The sequence below is a fragment of the Stenotrophomonas sp. 17(2023) genome (assembly GCF_030345315.1).
In the GTDB taxonomy this organism is placed as follows: Bacteria; Pseudomonadota; Gammaproteobacteria; order Xanthomonadales; family Xanthomonadaceae; genus Stenotrophomonas; species Stenotrophomonas acidaminiphila.
The window spans coordinates 3026397-3044854 of the sequence record NZ_CP128405.1 but is presented as its reverse complement, the minus strand read 5'-3'; the positions used below and the strand labels follow the sequence as shown (position 1 = coordinate 3044854).

At 72.1% G+C, this 18458-nt stretch carries 10 protein-coding genes; all 10 read left to right on the top strand.

Features of this window, described 5'->3' with window-relative positions; all coding sequences use genetic code 11:
- The first annotated feature begins 93 nt into the window (after window positions 1-93).
- The 10 genes from purL (at window position 94) to pncB (ending at window position 18349) form a co-directional block, all read left to right on the top strand.
- Window positions 94-3975 carry a phosphoribosylformylglycinamidine synthase gene (gene purL / locus QQA12_RS13690; RefSeq protein WP_226049593.1) on the top strand — a complete coding sequence of 1294 codons (3882 nt, stop codon included), beginning with the start codon at window positions 94-96 and terminating at the stop codon, window positions 3973-3975.
- Window positions 3976-4166: 191 nt separating this feature from the next.
- Window positions 4167-5036, top strand: a complete 870-nt coding sequence (locus QQA12_RS13685; protein WP_226049592.1) for a glycosyltransferase — start codon at window positions 4167-4169, stop codon at window positions 5034-5036.
- The gene (locus tag QQA12_RS13680) at window positions 5033-5869 is read left to right on the top strand and encodes a glycosyltransferase family 2 protein (RefSeq protein WP_226049591.1); all 837 of its coding nucleotides are present in this window, start codon (window positions 5033-5035) and stop codon (window positions 5867-5869) included. Before QQA12_RS13685 ends, QQA12_RS13680 begins: the two co-directional genes overlap by 4 nt.
- Before the next feature lie 357 nt (window positions 5870-6226).
- On the top strand, window positions 6227-6607 hold the full coding sequence (gene bcsD / locus QQA12_RS13675) for a cellulose biosynthesis protein BcsD (RefSeq protein ID WP_152984948.1): 381 nt from the start codon (window positions 6227-6229) through the stop codon (window positions 6605-6607).
- 16 nt (window positions 6608-6623) lie between these two features.
- On the top strand, window positions 6624-6938 hold the full coding sequence (locus QQA12_RS13670) for a hypothetical protein (RefSeq protein ID WP_161809398.1): 315 nt from the start codon (window positions 6624-6626) through the stop codon (window positions 6936-6938).
- An 88-nt stretch (window positions 6939-7026) separates the two neighbouring features.
- On the top strand, window positions 7027-9177 hold the full coding sequence (gene bcsA / locus QQA12_RS13665) for a UDP-forming cellulose synthase catalytic subunit (protein ID WP_226049590.1): 2151 nt from the start codon (window positions 7027-7029) through the stop codon (window positions 9175-9177).
- Window positions 9174-11492, top strand: a complete 2319-nt coding sequence (gene bcsB, locus QQA12_RS13660) for a cellulose biosynthesis cyclic di-GMP-binding regulatory protein BcsB (RefSeq protein WP_226049589.1) — start codon at window positions 9174-9176, stop codon at window positions 11490-11492. The genes bcsA and bcsB overlap by 4 nt, the downstream gene beginning before the upstream one ends.
- Window positions 11493-11494: 2 nt before the next feature.
- A complete protein-coding gene (gene bcsZ / locus QQA12_RS13655; RefSeq protein WP_226049588.1) occupies window positions 11495-12661 on the top strand; it encodes a cellulose synthase complex periplasmic endoglucanase BcsZ in 1167 nt (388 codons plus the stop codon).
- Complete coding sequence (locus QQA12_RS13650; protein WP_226049587.1) at window positions 12643-17067, top strand: cellulose biosynthesis protein BcsC; 4425 nt, start codon at window positions 12643-12645, stop codon at window positions 17065-17067. The genes bcsZ and QQA12_RS13650 overlap by 19 nt, the downstream gene beginning before the upstream one ends.
- Window positions 17068-17170: 103 nt before the next feature.
- The gene (gene pncB, locus QQA12_RS13645; RefSeq protein ID WP_054667635.1) at window positions 17171-18349 is read left to right on the top strand and encodes a nicotinate phosphoribosyltransferase; all 1179 of its coding nucleotides are present in this window, start codon (window positions 17171-17173) and stop codon (window positions 18347-18349) included.
- The last annotated feature ends 109 nt before the right edge of the window (window positions 18350-18458 follow it).

Sequence of the window (18458 nt, the reverse complement as noted above, 5' to 3'; positions counted from 1 at the left end):
CCCGGGGACCGGCGGCACACGCCGCCGCCGGGCACGGCCGGAAGCCGGCTCCGGTACAATGGCGGGCCCGACTCCCACCATGGTCTCCCGGACATGATCGTCCTCGAGGGCGCAGCCGCCCTTTCGCCGTTCCGCCGCGAACGTCTTGAATCCCGCCTGCAGTCCATCGCCGCCGATCTGCGCATCACCGGTGCCTGGCACGTCTATTTCACCCAGGCCACCGATGCCGCGGCCGTCGACCAGGCCACGCTGGGCCGCATCCTGCAGGCCCAGCCGCAACCGGCCGAGGCCGCCGCCGGCAGCCTGTCGCGTTACGTGGTGCCGCGCCTGGGAACGCTGTCGCCGTGGTCGAGCAAGGCCACCGAACTGGTGCGCGGCGCCGGCCTGGCGATCCAGCGCGTGGAGCGCGGCACCCGCCTCGACCTGGCTGGCTGGCCGTCCGACCCGGCCCTGCAGGCGGCCGTGGCCCGGCTGCTGCACGATCCGATGACGCAGTCGCTGCTGGCCGACATCGCGCAGGCGCGGGCGTTGTTCGACAGCCCGGCGCGCAAGCCGCTGCAGCGCATCGCGCTGGCCGACCTGGAAGGCGCCAACAAGCGCCTGGGCCTGGCCCTGGCCGAGGACGAGATCGAGTACCTGCGCCAGCGCTACGGCGAACTCGGCCGCGACCCGTCCGACGTCGAGCTGATGATGTTCGCGCAGGCCAATTCCGAGCATTGCCGGCACAAGATCTTCAACGCCAGCTGGACCATCGACGGACAGGCGCAGGAGCGCTCGCTGTTCCGGATGATCAAGAACACCCACCAGCAGACCCCGCAGCACACGCTCAGCGTCTACAGCGACAACGCCGCGGTGATCGAGGGCGAGCCGGCCGCGCGCTACCGCCCCGATCCGGCCAGCGGCCGCTACCGCAGCGAGGCGGTGGTGCCCAGCGCGTTCCAGATCAAGGTCGAGACGCACAACCACCCCACCGCGATCGCGCCGTTCCCGGGCGCCTCGACCGGTGCCGGCGGCGAGATCCGCGACGAGGGCGCGACCGGCCGCGGCGGCAAGCCCAAGGCCGGCCTGACCGGCTTCTCGGTCTCGCACCTGCGCATCCCGACCCTGCCGCAGCCGTGGGAGGCGCCGCGCGCGCTGAACCCGCGGATGGCGCCGGCGCTGGACATCATGCTCGACGGCCCGCTCGGCGGCGCCGCGTTCAACAACGAGTTCGGGCGCCCGAACCTGCTTGGCTACTTCCGCAGTTTCGAGCTGCCTGAAGACGGCATCACCCGCGCCTATGACAAGCCGATCATGCTGGCCGGCGGCCTGGGTGCGATCGACCGCGTGCAGGTGGACAAGCTGAAGCTGCAGGATGGCGACGTCGTCATCGTGCTCGGCGGCCCGGCGATGCTGATCGGCCTGGGCGGCGGCGCCGCCTCGTCGGTGGCCTCGGGCGAGAGCGCAGAGGACCTGGATTTCGCCAGCGTGCAGCGCGACAACCCGGAGATGGAGCGCCGCTGCCAGGAAGTGATCGACCGCTGCGTGGCCATGGGCGCCGACAACCCGATCAAGTTCTTCCACGACGTCGGCGCCGGCGGCCTGTCCAACGCCATCCCGGAACTGCTGCACGACTCCGACGTCGGCGGCGTGATCGACCTGGGCAAGGTGCCGACCGACGATCCCTCGCTGTCGCCGCTGGAACTGTGGTGCAACGAATCGCAGGAGCGCTACGTGCTGGGCATCCCGGCCGGGCGCCTGGCCGAGTTCGGCGAGATCTGCGCGCGCGAGCGCTGCCCGTTCGCCGCGGTCGGCGTGGCCACCGCCGAGGAGCGGCTGGTGGTGGCCTACGGCGCGACCCCGGGCAACATCCCGGCCGATGCGCCGATCGACCTGCCGATGGACGTGCTGTTCGGCAAGGCGCCGAAGATGCACCGCGACACCACGCACCCGGCCGCGCCGCGCTGGCCGCAGCTGAAGACCGCCGGCATCGACCTGCATGACGCCGGCCTGCGGGTGCTGTCGCACCCGACCGTGGCGGCCAAGAACTTCCTGGTCACCATCGGCGACCGCAGCGTCGGCGGCCTGACCGCGCGCGAGCAGATGATCGGCCCGTGGCAGCTGCCGATGGCCGATGTCGCCATCACCCTGGCCGGGTTCGACACCTACGCCGGCGAGGCGATGGCGGTGGGCGAGCGCACCCCGCTGGCGCTGCTCAACGCCGCCGCCTCGGCGCGCATGGCGGTGGGCGAGGCCATCACCAACCTGTGCGCCGCGCCGCTGATCTCGCTGGACACGGTCAAGCTGTCGGCCAACTGGATGGCCGCCTGCGGCCACGACGGCGAGGACGCGCTGCTGTACGACGCGGTCCGGGCGGTAGGCATGGAACTGTGCCCGCAGCTGGACATCAGCATCCCGGTGGGCAAGGACTCGCTGTCGATGCAGGCGCAGTGGCAGGCCGACGGCAGGACCGAGAAGTCGGTGTCGCCGGTGTCGCTGGTGATCTCGGCGTTCGCGCCGGTGGCCGACGCGCGCCAGCAGCTGACCCCGCTGCTGGAACGCGAGGGCGAAAGCGAGCTGTGGCTGATCGGGCTGGGCGCGGGCAAGCAGCGCCTGGGCGGCTCGATCCTGGCCCAGACCCAGGCCGACCACAGCGCGCTGCCGGCGTTCGCCGGCGAAGTGCCGGACCTGGACGACCCGCAGCGCCTGCGCGGCTTCTTCGAGCTGATCCGCGACGCGCGCCAGGCCGGGCTGCTGCTGGCCTACCACGACCGCAGCGACGGCGGCGCCTTCGCGGCCCTGTGCGAGATGTCGTTCGCCTCGCGGCTGGGCCTGGACATCGTGCTCGATGCCTGGGGCGACGATCCGTTCCGCAGCCTGTTCAACGAGGAACTGGGTGCGGTGGTGCAGATCGCCAGGGAAGACCGTGCCGCGTTCGCCGACCTGGTCGAACGCCATGCGCTGACCGAATGCGCGCAGCGCATCGCACGCCCGACCACCGCGCCGGTGGTGCGCGTGCAGCTGGGCGGGCAGAGCCTGGCCGAGTGGCGCTGGGAAGAGCTGTTCGATGCCTGGTGGTCGGTGACCCACGCCATGCAGAAGCTGCGCGACAACCCGGAGGCGGCCGACCAGGAGCGCGCGGTCGCGCGCAATTTCAATGCCCCGGGGCTGAAGCCGAAACTGGCGTTCGACCCGGCCGAGGATGTCGCCGCGCCGTTCGTCGCCACCGGGGCGCGGCCGAAGGTGGCGATCCTGCGCGAGCAGGGCGTCAACGGCCAGATCGAAATGGCCAATATCTTCGAGCGCGCCGGCTTCGATGCCTTCGACGTGCACATGAGCGACCTGATCGAAGGCCGCGTGCAGCTGGCGGACTTCCGCGGGCTGGCCGCCTGCGGCGGCTTCAGCTACGGCGACGTGCTGGGCGCGGGCCGCGGCTGGGCCACCTCGATCCTGGAGCGCCCGGCGCTGCGCGAGGCCTTCGCCGCGTTCTTCGCGCGGCCGGACACCTTCGCCCTGGGCGTGTGCAATGGTTGCCAGATGATGAGCCAGCTCAAGGCCATCATCCCCGGCGCGGAGCACTGGCCGGTCTTCCTGCGCAACCGCAGCGAGCAGTTCGAGGCCCGCACCGCGCTGCTGGAGGTGGTGGAGTCGCCGTCGATCCTGCTGCGCGGCATGGCCGGTTCGCGGCTGCCGGTGGCGGTGGCGCACGGCGAGGGTCGCGCCGAGTTCGACAGCGCGGTCGACCAGGCCGCGGTCGACGTGGCGCTGCGCTACGTCGATGGCGACGGCCGCGTGGCCGAACAGTACCCGCTGAACCCGAATGGCTCGCCCGACGGCATCACCGGCCTGACCACCCGCGACGGCCGCGTCACCATCCTGATGCCGCACCCGGAGCGGACCCCGCGCACGCTCAACCTGAGCTGGGCGCCGAAGGGCTGGGGCGAGGACGCACCGTGGCTGCGCATGTTCCGCAACGCGCGGGTGTGGTGCGGCTGATCGCGCCGTGCCATCAACGGGCCCGTGGCGACACGGGCCCGCTGCGACGCCGCGGCTGCAGCGCGGCGTCATGTGGCTTGCGGGTACGCGCTGCCGCGGGCGACTGCTAGAGTTCGCTGCGTCAGCCTCAGGGAATCGCCGGCCGTGACCAGTTCCGCACCCTCCATTCCACGCCGGGCCGGGGACGCTGCGTGCGCTTGCCGGTGATCCTGTTGCCGGTCGGCGTGGACGACGTGGCGCTCGATGCCTGCCTGGCGGCGCTGGAAACCGCCACCCCCGCCGGTACCCCGATCTGGCTGGCCGACGATGCCCAGGGCGGGCCGCGGGTGCAGGCGGTGATCGAACCGTGGCTGGCGCGCACCCGGCTGCAGGCGGAGTACACCCGGCGCCCGCGCTCCATTGGCGAATCGGCGCACCTGGAGCAGATGCTGCAGGCCTGCGGCGACGCCGACGTGGCGGTGCTCGCGCCCGATGCGCTGCCGCTGCCGGGCTGGCTGCAGCAGCTCTCCGATTGCCTCGCGCGCGATGCGTCCATCGCCACCGCCACGCCGTGGAGCAATGCCGGCGAGACCGTAGCCTGGCCACGCGCCGGCGAACTCAATCCGCTGCCGTCCGATGGCGCACGGCTGGCGCGCGCCTGCGCGTCGATGCCGCTGCTGCACCCGGAACTGCCTTCGGCGGTCACCCACGCCGTGCTGGTGCGCGGCAGCGCGCGGCGCCGCGCCGGTGGACTGGACACGCAGAGCTGCGGCTCGTGGTACGCGGCGCTGGTGGACCTGAGCCTGCGCATGAGCGGGCTGGGCTGGCGCAACGTGCTGTGCGACAACGCCTTCGTCGGCCGCCATGACGAGGGCCGCCCCGCCGACGGCGACATGGAAGTGCTGGGCAACCGCTGGCCGGCCTGGACCGCGCGCCTGGCCGGGTTCCTGATGGACGACCCGCTGCATGGCCACCGCCAGCACCTGCAGCAGCTGTGGGAGCTGGCGGCGCTGCCGGCGCGCCAGCCCGACCTGTTCGGCGACGACGACGGCGACGATGCGGCGGCGGAGGCCGCCTCGTGAGCGGCGCGATCGCGGTCGTCGTGGTCAGCTACCAGAGCGCGGCGACGCTGGACGAATGCCTGGCGCGGCTGCGTGGCGCGCACGACGTGGTGCAGATCCGGGTGGTGGACAACGCCTCCGACGATGGCTCGCTCGGCATCGTCCAGCGCCATGCCCTGGCCGATGCGCGGGTGCGCTTCATCGCCAATCCCGACAACCCCGGCTTCGCCACCGCCTGCAACCAGGGCGCGCGCGACAGCGATGCGCCGTGGCTTGCGTTCGTCAATCCCGACCTGATGGTCGAACCCGACACGCTGGCGCGCCTGCGCGATCTGGGCCTGCCGCTGGGCGACTGCCTGCTCGGCGTGGAGCAGGTGGACGCGCAGGGGCGGCCGGATGCGGCGGTGCGGCGCCGCGATCCCGACTTCGCCGCGATGCTGCGCAACCCCGCCGCCGGTGCGCGGCTGGCGCTGGCGCCCGATCCGGCGCAGCCGCTGCAGGAGGTGCCGGCGCTGTCCGGCGCGCTGCTGCTGATGCCGCGGGCGCTGTTCGACCGCATTGGCGGCTGGGACACGGGCTACCGGCTGCATGCCGAGGACCTGGACCTGTGCCGGCGCGCGCGCCAGGCCGGGGCGACGGTGGCCATCGCCAACCGGCTGGCGGTGCTGCACGTGCGCGGCGTCTCCAGCCGCGCACGGCCGTTTTTCGTCGAGTGGCACAAGCACCGCGGGCTGTGGCGCTATTTCCGCAAGTTCGAGGCGCCGCGCCGCGGCCTGCCGGTACGCGCCGCGGTGTGGTGCGCGATCTGGGCGCATGCGCTCGTGCAGGTGCCACGGCTGCTGCTGCGCCGCTGACGGCGCCGTCCACGCGCGGGCCGTTGCCCGGGTTCCCGTGGGGTTCTGCCGCGGCTGCCTGCAAAGGCAGCGTCATCCGGCCATGGTCTTCTTACGGTCGTGTGCTTTGCTGTCTGCATCCCCGGGAGTGCGTTGGATGCGGCTGTGTGCACCGCTGCATCGGCAGGTCGCTGGGTATTGGCTTGAAATGTGATCTAATTCACAATATTCAGTGGTATCAAATGTCGCAGGAGGCGGGATGCGTTGCGTAGGTGGGGTGCGGATGCGCAGGGGAATGGCCTGGTGAACCCGGCAGAGTTGCTCGATGGTTATCGCGACCGTTCCTGTGCCCGGCAATGGCGGGGCTTCCTGCAGGCGATGGCGGCGGAGTTCGACCAGGCGCTGCCGGAGGAGGAATCGGCACGGCTGATGGCGCGCATCGGCCAGCGCTTCGCCGACGCCCATGGCCTGCCGCCGGTGGCCACCGTCGAGGCCCTGCAGGCCTCGGTCAACGCGGTGTGGGCGGACTGCGAGTGGGGATGGGCGAGGTTCGAGGAGCGCGCCGACCAGTTGCGCATCGTGCATGCGGCCTCGCCGCTGGCGGCGGCGCTGGGGGGCGGCGCCTGGCATCACGGCTTTCTCGAGGGGGCCTACCGCCATTGGCTGCGCGGCGCCGGCATGCTTGCCGTGCTCGATGTGCGCCACCTGGCGACCGGCAATCGTGACGTTTCGATTTTTACCGTGGGGCGGGTGTTTTGACGATGGACGAGATGCGTTGGGCATGAGCAGCAACCGACCGGCGGCAGCGCCGCAATGCGATGACGATGTGGCAGGCCTGTTCATGAAGCTGGGTGACGGCAAGGGACGGCCGGAGTACCGGGAGTTCCCCGAGGCCAGGTTGCCCGCTGCGGCGACCCGGCCGGCAGCGCCGGCGGCAGTGGAAGCGGTGGTCGCGGCGCAACCCGCGCCGGCACCCGACCTGCCTGCCGCGCAGGCGGACACGCCACTGTCGCAGTTGTTCCGCAGGCTGGCAGAGGCCGGCGGGACGATTCCGGACGACAGCCCCCTGATCCGCTTGCGCAGGCAATAGGAACGGGGCACGAACGCCGCGCCGGACCGCGATGACGCGCGATCCGGCCGGCAAGGCCGCCCGCAGGGGCGGCGCACAGGGGAAATCCATGAGACTTTCAATCAGGCCCGAGGGCTCGCAGGCCCTGGCTCGCCTTGGCTTGGCCGCGCTGGTGCTGGTGGGCATGCTGCTCATCGGCTTCGTCGTCACCGTGCCGCTGGACGTGACCCGGCAGCTGCTGTTCTCGCTGGCGGTGTTCGCCATCGGCCTGTGCCTGCGGCGCGCCCGCAACCGCATCGTGCCGCTGCTGCTGATGGGGCTGTCGCTGGTCATGTCCAGCCGCTACATGTGGTGGCGGCTGACCGAGACCATGGGCATGGGCAGCGTGGTCGACCTGACCCTGGGCTTCGGCCTGGTGATGGCCGAGGTCTACGCGTTCGTGGTGCTGGTGCTGGGCTACTTCCAGGTGGCCTGGCCACTGCACCGGCGTTCGCTGCCGTTGCCCGAGGACCAGTCGCTGTGGCCGACGGTGGACGTGTTCATCCCCACCTACAACGAACCGCTGTCGGTGGTGCGCACCACCGTGCTGGCGGCGACGGTGATGGACTGGCCGGCCGGCAAGTTGAAGATCCACCTGCTCGATGACGGCCGCCGCGAGGAATTCCGCGCGTTCTGCGAGGAAGTCGGGGTGAACTACGTCACCCGCACCAACAACAACCACGCCAAGGCCGGCAACATCAACGCGGCGCTGAAGAAGTCCGATGGCGAGTACGTCGCCATTTTCGACTGCGACCACGTGCCGACGCGCTCGTTCCTGCAGATGTCGATGGGCTGGTTCCTGCACGATGCGCGGCTGGCGGTGGTGCAGACGCCGCACTACTTCTTCTCGGCCGACCCGTTCGAGCGCAACCTCGGCACCTTCGGCAAGGTGCCCAACGAAGGCGAGCTGTTCTACGGGCTGCTGCAGGACGGCAACGACGCCTGGAACGCGACCTTCTTCTGCGGGTCGTGCGCGGTGATCAAGCGCGCGCCGCTGGAAGAGGTGGGCGGGGTGGCGGTGGAGACGGTCACCGAGGATGCGCATACCGCCATCCGCCTGCACCGCGCCGGCTACCGCAGCGCCTACATCCCGGTGCCGCAGGCCGCCGGACTGGCCACCGAGAGCCTGTCGGCGCACGTGGGCCAGCGCACGCGCTGGGCGCGCGGCATGGCGCAGATCTTCCGCGTCGACAACCCGATGCTGGGCCGCGGCCTGAGCCTGGTGCAGCGCATCTGCTACACCAACGCGATGCTGCACTTCTTCTACGGACTGCCGCGCATCATCTTCCTGACCGCGCCGCTGGCGTTCCTGTTCTTCGGCGCGCACGTGATCCACGCCTCGGCGCTGATGATCTTCGCCTACGCGCTGCCGCACCTGGCGCAGGCCAGCCTGACCAACCTGCGCATCCAGGGCGGGCATCGCCACCTGCTGTGGAACGAGGTCTACGAGACCGCGCTGGCCTGGTACATCCTGCGGCCCACGCTGATGGCGGTGTTCAACCCGCGGCTGGGCAAGTTCAACGTCACCGCCAAGGGCGGCCTGGTCCACAACAGCTATTTCGACGCGCAGATCGCCCGCCCGTACCTGTTCCTGCTGCTGCTCAACCTGGCCGGCGTGGTCGCCGGCATCGTCCGCCTGGTGATGGCCGACAGCAGCGGCGAGGTCAACACGATCTGGCTCAACCTGGGCTGGACCTTCTACAACATGGTCATGCTCGGCGCGGTCATCGCCACCTGCAGCGAGCAGCGCCAGATCCGCCGTGCGCACCGCGTGCCGCTGGAAATGAAGGCGCTGCTGCACCTGCCCGACGGACGCGCGCTGGCCTGCAGCACGGTCGATTTCTCCACCGGCGGCATGGCCATCCGCCTGGACCAGCCGCAGCCGGTGCAGCCCGATACCCCGGTGGAGATCGAGCTGCGCCATCGCCAGCGCAGCCAGCGCCTGCCGGCGCAGGTGCGCCACGACCGCGACGCGCAGGGCCTGAGCCTGCAGTTCGGCGAGCTGAGCATCGAGCAGGAGCGTTGGCTGATCGCCTCCACCTTCGCCCGCGCCGACATCTGGGTCTCGCTGTGGGGCCGGCACGAGCGCGACACCTTCCTGCGCTCGCTGTCCGATGTGCTCCGCGCCAGCCTGCGCGGCTTCCACCGCCTGGGCCGATTCGTCATCACCAGGGGGCGGAATGACGGCAACGCCCAGCCCGCTCCCGGAGAAACCGCATGAAGCATTGCCTGCCTGTTCCGCCGACCCCCGCCGCGCGCGCGCGCAGCGCCACGCTGGCGTTCGCCCTGGCCCTGCTGGCGGGCACCGCCCACGCGCAGGTGCCGGCCGCCGCGCCGCTGCCGCCGGGCCTGCAGCCGGACGTCGCCGCCGCCGCGCCCGTACCGGGCGCGCTGCCGCTGCAGCGCAGCCGTTCCACGCTCAAGCAGCTGGGACTGGACTATGAAGTGACGCTGCGCGGCGTGCAGGGCACGGCCGGCATCCCGTTCTCGATCCGCAGCGACCAGGTCGTCGACCACGCCGCGCTGCACCTGAAGTACACCTATTCGCCGGCGCTGCTGCCGGATCTGTCGCACCTGCGCGTCACCGTCAACGACGTGACCGTGGCGACGCTGCCGGTCTCGGCGGAGGAGGCCGGGCGGCCGGTCGAGCGCGACGTCGCCATCGATCCGCGCCTGGTGACCGGCTACAACCGGGTCAACCTGCAGCTGATCGGCCACTACACGCGCGAGTGCGAGGATCCCGACCACAGCAGCCTGTGGGCCAACATCGACAGCGCCAGCTACCTGGAGCTGGGCTGGCTGCCGCTGCCGCTGAGCAACGACCTGGCGCTGCTGCCGGTGCCGTTCTTCGATGCGCGCGATACCCGCCGGCTGGAACTGCCGTTCGTGTTCGCCGGGCAGCCGGCCAACGGCCAGCTGCAGGCCGCCGGCATCGTGTCGTCGTGGTTCGGCGCGCTGGCCGGCTACCGCGGCGCGATGTTCCCGGTGTCCACCGGGGTGCTGCCGGCGCGCGGCAATGCGGTGGTCGTGGCCACGCCGCGCAACCTGCCGGCCGGCGTGGCGCCGGTCGAGGTGTCCGGGCCGACGCTGGCGGTGGCCAGCAACCCCAACGATGCCGGCGGCAAGCTGCTGCTGGTGCTGGGCCGCGACGATGCCGAACTGCGCGCGGCGGCCACCGCGCTGGCGCTGGGCGCGCCGCTGTCCGGCGCCAGCGCGACCCTGCGCGAGGTCAAGGACGCCGCGCCGCGCAAGCCCTACGACGCGCCCAACTGGGTGCCCAGCGACCGCCCGGTGCGTTTTTCCGAACTGGTCCGCAGCACCAGCGAGCTCAACGTGGTCGGCTACAACCCGGACCTGATCCGCATCGGCCTGCAGTTGCCGCCGGACCTGTTCGTGTGGCGCAAGGACGGCATTCCGGTGGACCTGCGCTACCGCTATACCCTGCCCGAAGGCGCGGACAAGTCGGCGCTGAACATCAGCATCAACGACGCGTTCGTGACCACGCTGCCGCTCAACGGCCGCCCGCTGGCGACCTCGGTGCCGCGGCAGCTGTGGCAGAAGCTGGGCGCGCGCGGCGCGATGCCGATCCAGCAGCCGCTGCTGCTGCCGACCGGGCCGCTGTCGGCCAGCAGCCAGCTGCGCTTCCACTTCTTCTTCGACCGCCCGCGCGCCGAGGAGTGCAAGAACACCTTCCCGGACGTGTCGGCGTCGATCGACGACGCGTCCACCATCGACCTGAGCGGTTTCGCGCACTACATGGCGATGCCCAACCTGGCCGCCTTCGGCAATGCCGGCTTCCCGTTCACGCGCATGGCCGACCTGTCCGACAGCGCGCTGGTGATGCCCGACAACGCCAGCGGCGACGACGTGGCCAACGCCCTGGCGCTGCTCGGCCGCATGGGTGCCTCGACGGGGTATCCGGCGCTGCGCACGCGCGTCATCCACGCGCGCCAGGTCGACGAACACGCCGACCAGGACCTGCTGGTGCTCGGTTCGCGCCGCAACCAGCCGCTGTTCGCGCGCTGGGCCGCGGCGATGCCGGTCGGCGACGGTGTCCAGGCCCGCCGCTTCGGCCTGTCCGACTGGCTGTTCAACACGCTGCCGGCGTTCCTGTCGCCCGACGCGCGCCGTACCGACCTGCCGACCGTGGCCGAGGTCGGCGTGCGTCCGCAGCCGGGCGACGTGCTGCTGCTGGGCTTCGAATCACCGCTGCGCAAGGGCCGCAGCGTGGTGGCGCTGATGGCCGACGAGCCGGGCCACGTGAACCGCCTGTTCGAGGCGTGGTTCGATCCGGCGCGTCTGCGCCAGTTCCAGGGCAGCGTGGTGCTGCTGCAGGGCGACACGGTGCGCAGCCTGGCCGGCAACCAGACCTACTACGTCGGCGAGCTGCCGCCGCTGCTGGCGCTGCGCTGGTTCTTCGCCCATCACCCGCTGTGGCTGGCGCTGGGCGTGGGCCTGGTGTGCCTGCTGCTGGCCATGCTGGCCGGCTGGCTGCTGCGGCGCCATGCGCGTGCGCGCCTGAAGGTCGCGGGCTGAGCATGGCGGCGGAGGTTGCGCGCATGCTGTCGCGGCGCGAGGCGCTGGGGCTGATCGCCGCGGCCGCGGCGGTCGCCGCCTGCCCGGTGCGGGCGGCAACCGCCTGCGGCATGCCGTGGCGCGACTGGCATGGCTTCGTGCAGCGGCACCTGCAGGACGACGGGCGGGTCATCGATTTCTCCCATCCGGACCAGCGCAGCACCTCCGAGTCGCAGTCCTATGCGCTGTTCTTCGCGCTGGTGGACAACAACCCGGTGCTGTTCGACCGCATCCTGGCGTGGACCCGCCGCCACCTGTGCGGCGGACGCCCGGACCTGAACCTGCCGGCCTGGCTGTGGGGACGCGCCGGCGACGGGCAGTGGCGCGTGCTCGATGGCAATACCGCGTCCGACGGCGAGCTGTGGATCGCCTACGCGCTGCTCGAGGCCGGGCGCCTGTGGAACCGGCCCGGGCTGGTCCAGGCCGGCCGCCAGGTGCTGGGGCTGATGCGCGCCGCCGAAGTGATCGAGCTGCCGGGCTTCGGGCCGATGCTGCTGCCCGGCAACCGTGGCTTCGTGCAGCGCGACCGCTGGCTGCTCAATCCCAGCTATCTGCCGCTGTTCGTGCTGCGCCGGTTCGCCATGGTCGATCCGCGCGGGCCATGGGCGCGGCTGGCCGAACGCAGCGTGGCGATGCTGCGCGCCGCGGCGCCGGGCGGCTTCGCGCCGGACTGGATCGCCTGGAACGGCGAGGCCTTCGTGACCGATCCCGGCAAGGGCGCGGTCGGCAGCTACGACGCCATCCGCTGTTACCTGTGGGCCGGCATGACCGACCCCGGCGAACCGCTGCGGCGGCGCCTGCTCGACGCGCTGCCGGGTCCGGCGCGGCTGCTGCGCGCACGCGGCGGCTTCGCCGAGAAGATCCAGACCCGCAGCGGTTCCGCCGACGGCACCGCGCCGGCGGGCTTTTCCGCCGCGCTGCTGCCGTACCTCTCGGCGCTGGGGCAGACGGCCATGGCGAGCGCGCAGGCCGGCCGCATTCCGGCGGCCGGCGCGGCCGCCGATGCCCTTGGCTACTACGACCGCGTCCTGGTGTTGTTCGGGCGTGGCTGGATGGACCGCCGTTTCCGTTTCGCTGCCGACGGGCGCCTGCTGCCCGCGTGGAGTACGACATGTTCCGCAAAAACCTGAAACCCCTGTGCCTGCTCGGCCTGTGCGTACTGACCGCGCCGGCATGGAGCCAGAACGCCGCATCCACCCGGCAACTGGTCAACCAGGGCAACTACTGGCTCGACCAGGGGCGCGAGGACCTCGCCGCCGATACCTGGCGCAAGCTGCTGGCCGCCGACCCGGCGCAGCCCGACGCGCTGCTCGGGCTGGGCCTGATCGACCTCAACCAGGGGCGTCGCGCGGAGGCGCAGCGGCGCCTGCAGCAGCTGCAGGCCCGGCATCCATCGGCGGCGCAGACCGCGCGGTTGCGTGCGGCACTGGCGGGCGGCGGCAGCGCTGCCGGCGGTCCGCTGCAGGCGGCGCGCAGCGCGGCCGCTGGCGGCCGCTATGCCGAGGCGGTCAAGGCCTACGACGAGGCGTTCGGCGCCGGCGGTCCGCCGGACAATCTCGCGCTGGAGTACTACCAGGTGCTGGCCGGTACCCAGGACGGCTGGACCCGGGCGCGCGACGGCCTGCGCCGGCGGGTGGCCGCCGAACGCGACAACGGTGCCGCCGCACTGGCCCTGGCGCAGGTGCTGACCTACCGCGAGCCGAGCCGGCGCGAGGGCATCGCCCAGCTCAGGACGCTCAGCCAGCGCCAGGACACCGCCGCAGCGGCGCGCGTGGCCTGGCGCCAGGCGTTGCTGTGGCTCAACGCCACCCGTGCCGACGCGCCGTTGTTCCAGGCGTTCCTGGAGCTGCAGCCGGACGACCGCGAAATCGCCGCGCGGCAGGCGCAGCTGCGCGACCAGGCGGTGCGCGCCGACACCGCGCCGGACCCGAACCAGCGCCTGCTCGGCGAGGGTTTCCGCGCCTTGCAGGGCGGCACCCTGGAGGTTGCCGAGGCGCGCTTCGCGCAGGTGCTGCGTGCGCAGCCGAAGAACACCGAGGCGATGGGCGGGCTGGGCTCGGTGCGGCTGCGCCAGGAACGGTTCGGCGAGGCCGCCGAGCTGCTGCGCCCGGCAGCCGCGGCCAATGGCAAATGGCGCGGCGCGGCCAATGCCGCCCGCTACTGGCAGGTCCTGCAGGAAGCGCGGCGGCAGCCGGGGACGGAGGCGGTGGCGAAGGTCCGCGAGGCCATCGCGCTGCAGCCCTCCGAACCCACCGGCCACGTGCTGCTGGGCGACCTGCTGGGTGCCGGTGACGCCGCCGCGGCCGAGACGAGCTACCGCAGGGCGCTGGAACTGGATGCCGGCAACGCCGGTGCCCTGCAGGGCCTGGGTACGCTACTCGGCCGGCTGGGGCGCGCCGACGAGGCCGCCGCGTTGTTCGAGCGGCTCACCCCCGAGCAGCAGGAACGTGCAGGCGGTGCCGCGGTGCTGCGTGCCAACCTGGCGCGCGCACGCGCGCAGCAGGCGATCGCTTCGGGCAGCCTGGAGATGGCGCAGATCGAACTGGAGGACGCGGTGCTGCAGCAGCCGCGCGATCCCTGGCTGCGGCTGGAACTGGCGCGCCTCTACCAGCGCCAGGGGCGCCCGGACCAGGCCGACGGCATCATGGCCGGCCTGCGCGCGCAGGACGTCGACGCGCCGCAGTCGCTGTTCGCGCAGGCGTTGTTCGCCCGCGAACGCAATGACTGGAATGGCGCCTGGGCCCTGCTGGAGCGCATCCCCGCTGCATCGCGCGATGCGGAGATGAGCGCATTGCATGACACCGCCTGGGTGCAGCTGCAGGCCGCGCAGGCGCGCACCCTGGTGCAGGGCAACCGCGTCGGCGAGGCGCAGCTGCTGCTTGCCCGCACCGAGTCGACGCTGGGCGAGCGCATTGCCCGGCCCGGCATCGCCGCCGCCCTGGCCGGGGCCTACGCCGACATCGGCAGCCAGCAGCGCGCGCTGGCGCTGGCGCAGCGGCTGATGCAGGGCAACCCGGACGTGGACAACCGCCTGCAGTACGGCGAAGTGCTGCTGCGCGCGCGCCAGGACGCCGAGCTGGCGGCCCTGCTGCGGCAGCTGGGCGATGCCAGCCTGGACCCGGCGCAACGCAGGCGCCTGCAGGAACTGCGCAGCGGCTACGTGCTGCGCCAGGTCGATGCGCTGCGTGAACTCGGCAACCTGGAGGGTGCCTACGACGTGCTGGCGCCGGTACTGGCGCAGCAGCCGCAGGATCCGCAGACCATTGCCGCGCTGGCGCGCCTGTACGCCGCCGCCGACGACCCGGGCCAGGCGCTGGCGCTGTACCAGCAGTTGCTGCAGCTGGCGCCGGGCGACGTCGATGCGATGCTGGCCGCCGCCGGCAGTGCCGCGGCGATGCGCGATCTCGACACCGCCGAGCACTACCTGGAGCAGGCGCTGGCACGCGCGCCGCAATCGCCGGAGGTGCTGGCCGCGGCCGGGCGGGTCTACCGTGCGGCCGGCAAGAACCGCCGCGCCGAGAGCTACTTCAAGGCCGCCATCGCCGCCGCCGCGCGCGGCGCAGGGCAGCCGGACAATGGCTATCCGCACGCCAGCACCGCGCTGGCCGGCGCCGGCCGCGCCTTCAATCCCTTCGCCGGGATCACCCGCGGCAACACCCGGCCGGTCGCGCTGCGCGCCGATCCGGCGCCGCTGCCGGCCAGTGTCGCCGCGCTCGCCGCCACGCCGCTGGCCACCGCCGCGCTGCCGTCGCCGCAGATCGACGCCGATGGCCTGCCGGCCCCGGTGCTGGCGCTGTCCGCCGCGCCGGCCGCGGCCATCCCGGCGCCGCGTCGTGTCGCCGCTTCGACAGCGCCGGCCGCGGTGTTGCCGGCCCCGGCCCATGGCCCGGCCCCGGCACGCGGCGTGATCGACGAACTGCGCGAACTGCGCGCCGACAGCAGCAGCGCGCTGGCGGCCGGTGCCGCCTACCGCAGCCGCGACGGCGAGGCCGGGCTGGGTCAGCTGGCCGACCTGCAGGTGCCGCTGCAGGCCCGTTTCGGCATTGGCGACGGCAAGCTGCAGGTCGCGGTGACGCCGACGGTGCTGGATGCCGGGCGTGCCGACGACGGCTATGCCTCGGCCAGCCGCTTCGGCGCCGGCCCGCAGCTGGCGCTGTCCGGGGCACTGGCCGCCGATCGCGCCCCGGTCGACGACCTGGTCGGCTCGTCGCTGTACCAGGCGCTGCTGACCAATGGCGCCACCACCGCGACCCGCAACCTGATCTACGAACGCGCGCTGGACAGCGGCCGTTACCAGGAACTGTTCAACCAGACCGACGCCACGCTCACCGCGGCCGAGCGCCGCAAGGCCACGCTGGAACTGCTATACGCCGATCCGCTGCCCGACTACATGCTGGGCCGCGACCTCGGCAACACCCCGATCGCCGACATCGCCCGGCAGGTGCTGGGAAGCACCGCGCTGCTGCGCGGGCTCAGCGCCGGCGAGCAGGCGCAGTTGAAGGCGCTTGCCGGCGGCAGCAGCGCCTCGCAGACGCCGCTGGCGTTCCAGGACACGCTGTACGCGATGGTGGCCAACGCCGCCGGCGCACGCCGGCTGGGATCGCAGGACGCCAGTGGCGCCGGCGTGTCGGTGGGCTTCGAGCAGGGCGGTTTCCGCGCCGACGTCGGCACCACCCCGCTGGGCTTCGGCGAGACCGGCATCGTCGGCGGGGTCGGCTATCGCGGCCGCATCGGCGATGCGCTGACCTGGTCCGGCGAAGCCTCGCGGCGCGCGGTGACCGACAGCCTGCTGTCCTTTGCCGGCGTCAGCGACGCGCGCAACGGCCTGCAATGGGGCGGGGTGACCGCCACCGGCGCGCGCATGGCCGCGACCGTCGACAACGGCCTGCTCGGCGGCTACGCCAACCTGGCGTGGCACCGCCTGCAGGGTACCCACGTGGCCGGCAACGACCGCCAGGAGCTGGGCGCGGGCGTCTACGTGCACGCCCTGGAAACGGCCAACCAGTCGCTGACCGCGGGCCTGAACCTGACCGCGATGCAGTACGACCGCAACCTCAGTGGCTTCACCTACGGCCATGGCGGCTACTTCAGTCCGCAGCGCTACGTGGACGTGAGCGTGCCGCTGCACTGGAACGGGCGCAGCGCCGCGCAGCGGCTGGCCTGGCAGGTCGATGCCAGCGTCGGCGTGCAGAGCTTCAAGGAGGATCCGGCGGATTACTTCCCGCTGGACCCGGCGATGCAGCAGGAGGCCTACGATGCGGCATCGCTGGCCGCGCTGCTGGGCCTGACCCCGCGCTACATCGAACCGGTCTACGCCGGGCAGACCAAGACCGGGGTGTCCTACAACCTGAGCGCGGCGGCGGAGTGGCAGTTGTCCAACCAGCTGTTCCTGGGCGGGCGCATGGAGTTCAACAACGCCCGCGACTACCGCCAGTTCGGCACCAACCTGTACCTGCGCTTCCTGCTCGACCGCCTGGGCGCGGGCCTGGGCCGGCAGCCGCAGCCGCTGCGCTCGCCCTACGCCGGCGACGAATGACCGCAGCACGGTGCGCCCGGCCGCGGCCGGGTGCGCCGGTCGCCTGCGGGCGCCACGGCGGCGGGCCCGTGGCCGGGCGGGGAGGGCGGCGCATAATGCGCCCATGATCATCCAGTCCCTGCTCGATACCGACCTCTACAAGTTCACGATGATGCAGGCGGTGCTGCACCAGCACCCCGGGGCCATCGTCCAGTACCGCTTCAAGTGCCGCACGCCGGGCATCGACCTGGCCCGCTGCCTGGACCAGATCAACGCCGAGATCGACCACCTGTGCAGCCTGCGCTTCGCCGCCGACGAGGTGGACTACATGCGCCAGCTGCGCTTCGTGAAGCCGGATTTCGCCGATTTCCTCGGCCTGTTCCACCTGGACCGCAAGTACATCGACCTGCGCGCCTCGGCCACCGTGCCCGGCGAGATCGAGCTGGACATCACCGGCCCGTGGCTGCATACCATCCTGTTCGAGGTGCCGCTGCTGGCGATCATCAACGAGGTCTGGTTCCGCACCACCAGCACGCCGGATTTCGCCGAGGGCGAGCGCCGGCTGCGCGCCAAGACCGCGCTGCTGCGCGATACCCCGGGCTTCGGCAACTGCCGCATCGCCGATTACGGCACCCGGCGCCGCTATTCGCGCGACTGGCATGCGCACATGCTGCCGCTGCTGCGCGATGCGCTGGGCACCCAGTACGTGGGCACCAGCAACGTGTATTTCGCCCGCCGCTATGGCATGACCCCGCACGGCACGATGGCGCACGAGTACCTGCAGGCGTTCCAGGCGCTGGGCCCGCGCCTGCGGGACTCGCAGGTGGCCGCGCTGGAGTCGTGGGCCCGCGAATACCGCGGCGACCTCGGCATCGCGCTGTCCGACGTGGTCGGGCTGGAGGCCTTCCTGCGCGACTTCGACATGTATTTCTGCAAGCTGTTCGACGGGGTGCGCCACGACTCCGGCGATCCGTTCGCGTGGGGCGACCGCATGCTGGCGCACTTCAAGGCCAACCGCGCCGATCCTTCCAGCAAGATCCTGGTGTTCAGCGACGGCCTGAACATCGAGAAGGTGATGCGCCTGTACGATTACTTCCGCGACCGCTGCCAGGTCGCCTTCGGCGTAGGCACCCACCTGACCAACGACCTGGGGCCGACGCCGCTGAACATCGTGATCAAGATGGTCCGCTGCAATGGCCAGCCGGTGGCCAAGCTCAGCGACTCGCCGGGCAAGAGCATGTGCGACGACCCGGGGTACCTGGCCTATCTGCGGCAGGTGTTCGGCCTGCCCGCGGTGCCCTGAGCCACGCTGCGTGGCGGGGGTGTGGCCCCGGCCGGCGGACCTGTGCATGCGTCGTGGCGTCCGTTCATGGCAGGCTTGTGGTGAGCAAGTGACATTGAGATGAAGGGCG

What these genes read in the sequence shown, in the direction of transcription:
- bcsD (WP_152984948.1), top strand. Translation starts at nt 6,227, where the DNA reads ATGGCGGCGGAGTTCGACCAGGCGCTGCCGGAGGAGGAATCGGCACGG.
- bcsB (WP_226049589.1), top strand. Translation starts at nt 9,174, where the DNA reads ATGAAGCATTGCCTGCCTGTTCCGCCGACCCCCGCCGCGCGCGCGCGC.
- bcsZ (WP_226049588.1), top strand. Translation starts at nt 11,495, where the DNA reads ATGGCGGCGGAGGTTGCGCGCATGCTGTCGCGGCGCGAGGCGCTGGGG.
- purL (WP_226049593.1), top strand. Translation starts at nt 94, where the DNA reads ATGATCGTCCTCGAGGGCGCAGCCGCCCTTTCGCCGTTCCGCCGCGAA.
- QQA12_RS13650 (WP_226049587.1), top strand. Translation starts at nt 12,643, where the DNA reads ATGTTCCGCAAAAACCTGAAACCCCTGTGCCTGCTCGGCCTGTGCGTA.
- pncB (WP_054667635.1), top strand. Translation starts at nt 17,171, where the DNA reads ATGATCATCCAGTCCCTGCTCGATACCGACCTCTACAAGTTCACGATG.
- bcsA (WP_226049590.1), top strand. Translation starts at nt 7,027, where the DNA reads ATGAGACTTTCAATCAGGCCCGAGGGCTCGCAGGCCCTGGCTCGCCTT.